Source organism: Megasphaera sp. DJF_B143 (genome assembly GCF_900320625.1).
Lineage (GTDB): Bacteria > Bacillota > Negativicutes > Veillonellales > Megasphaeraceae > Megasphaera > Megasphaera hexanoica.
The window spans coordinates 1-2,089 of record NZ_ONTA01000200.1; the positions used below are offsets into that span (position 1 = coordinate 1).

General features: G+C 54.3%; 2 protein-coding genes and 1 pseudogene. All 3 read left to right on the forward strand.

The features are described 5' to 3' along the window. Positions 1–557 (forward strand): acetyl-CoA hydrolase/transferase C-terminal domain-containing protein (locus DBO31_RS06145; protein ID WP_304466345.1); only part of this gene is annotated, 557 nt, incomplete at its 5' end. Next, positions 554–1,261: a B3/4 domain-containing protein gene (locus DBO31_RS06150; RefSeq protein ID WP_059076282.1), complete on the forward strand. Its 708-nt coding sequence runs from the start codon at positions 554–556 to the stop codon at positions 1,259–1,261. The genes DBO31_RS06145 and DBO31_RS06150, both read left to right, overlap by 4 nt. 355 nt (positions 1,262–1,616) lie before the next feature. Continuing rightward, positions 1,617–2,089 (forward strand): annotated as a pseudogene (locus tag DBO31_RS06155) (hypothetical protein); the annotation flags it as partial.

Here is a 2,089-nt window from a genome sequence, read left to right on the forward strand (position 1 = left end):
AGCGTAAGACCCTGCAGAAGGGAAAGGGCGTATTTTCCATCTGCAGCGGATCGAAGGAGCTCTATGAGTTCCTCGACCACAATATTGACATTCTGTCGGCGCCCATGCATTATGTCAACGACCCGGAAACGATCCGTCAGCTGGACCATTTCGTTTCCATCAATGGCTGCATTGCCTGCGACCTCTACGGCCAGGTCAGCTCCGAATCGGCGGGGACGCGGCAGATCAGTGGGACCGGCGGCCAGCTTGATTTCGTCACCGGTGCCTATACGGCAGAACACGGCCGGACCTTCCTGGCCATGGCGTCGAGCCGGGTGGACAAGAAAGGCGTCCGTCATTCCAATATCGTACCACGCTTTACCGGCGGTGACATCATCACGACGCCGCGGGCACAGACCATGTACATCGTCACCGAATACGGGGCGGTCAATCTGGCCGGACTTACGACGTGGCAACGGGCAGAAAAACTGATCGGTATCGCTCATCCCGATTTCCGGGACGAACTCATCAAAGCCGCAGAACAACAGAAAATCTGGAGGAACAGTAACAAGAAATGAAATTTATCGTAGAAGACCGCATTTTTGAAAACGTACCTGATTTATATATCGGTGTCGTCGCCGTTAAAGGCGTAGATAACAGCAAATCCTATCCGCAGATCGAAGCCATGCTGGACGAATCCATCGCTGCAGCACAGCAGAAATTCGACGGTGTCAAAGTCAAGACATCGCCGGACATCGTGCCCTATCGTGAAGCGTTCCGCACGCTGGGCCTCAACCCAAACCGCTTCCCCTGCTCTGTCGAAGCCATGTTCAACCGCATCAGCAAAGGCAAGGGGATGCCCCATATCAATCCGCTGGTGGACCTGAACAATGCCCTGTCATTGAAGTATACCATCCCCATGGGGACCCATGACCTGGGCCGGTCGCCGGAAGATATGGAAATGCGTTACGCCCGGGAAGGCGACCATTTCCTGCCTTTCGGGGAAACGGAAGAAGAAGCGCCCGGTGAAGACGAAGTCGTCTACGCCGTCGGCCATGAAGTCCGCACGCGCCGCTGGACCTGGCGCCAGAGCGAGCACGGAAAAATCACGGCTGATACGAGCTATGTGTTCTTCCCTATCGACGGATTCGTCGATTTCAATAAAGACCGGGTTGATGCGGTCATCGCCGAACTGTCGGACATCCTGAAAAACGTCTTCGGATGCCCTGTCGTAAGCGGCGTCGTCACCAAAGACCACCCGTCTGTTGATGTGACCTTATAATTTGTCCATTTAGATAGGACGGCCAGCAGAATGCCTGTCAGAGGCCTGCTGGCCGCTTTTTTGTCAAAGAGAGCAAAAAAATTTTACATATTATGGTATGGAGCGGCGGGAATACAAACCAGAAAGAGGATACTACTCCCGATTGTGTCGGTTTTATATTTTGGCATAACTGTTTCATATACTTGAAATGTACATAGCATTACCTGATATACGACTGCGCCGGCTGCTTCCTGTGTGCGCAAGTCTGCCCGGTCAGAGCTATCGTTACAAAAGAATGGTAAACCCATAGAAAAATGACTCCTGTCATGGTACTCTTATAGGCAGGAGTTATTTTTTTACTGGGAGGTAAGGCTGTATGGATAATGAACAACGGAAACGAATCTGGCAGCGGTTCATGGAAGACGGGACTCTGGACCCGCGCCTGCCGCCTCTTGTCGCCCGGTCATGGCAGGAATGCCGGTGCCGCGGTGTCGATCCCTGGCGGCGCAGCAGTACGACCGCCGATCCGGGGAAATGGCAGCAGATCCTGCAGCGCAGCCGTCTCCTTCTGCAGACGGCTGGTCCCATCATGCAGTCCGTCCATGAAATCATCCGCGATTCCCATTTCCTGCTGGCACTGACCGATGAAGAAGGCTATGTCCTGTCTACCATCGGCGATGATGCCATCCTGGCCCGTTCAGAAAATATCCTCTTCCGCCGGGGCTCGGTGTGGCGCAACGATCAGGTAGGGACTAATGCGCCGGGCATCGCCCTGGAATATAATCAGCCCGTCCAGCTCATCGGTGCCGAACATTACTGTGCCGACCAGCACGGCTGGACCTGCTCGGC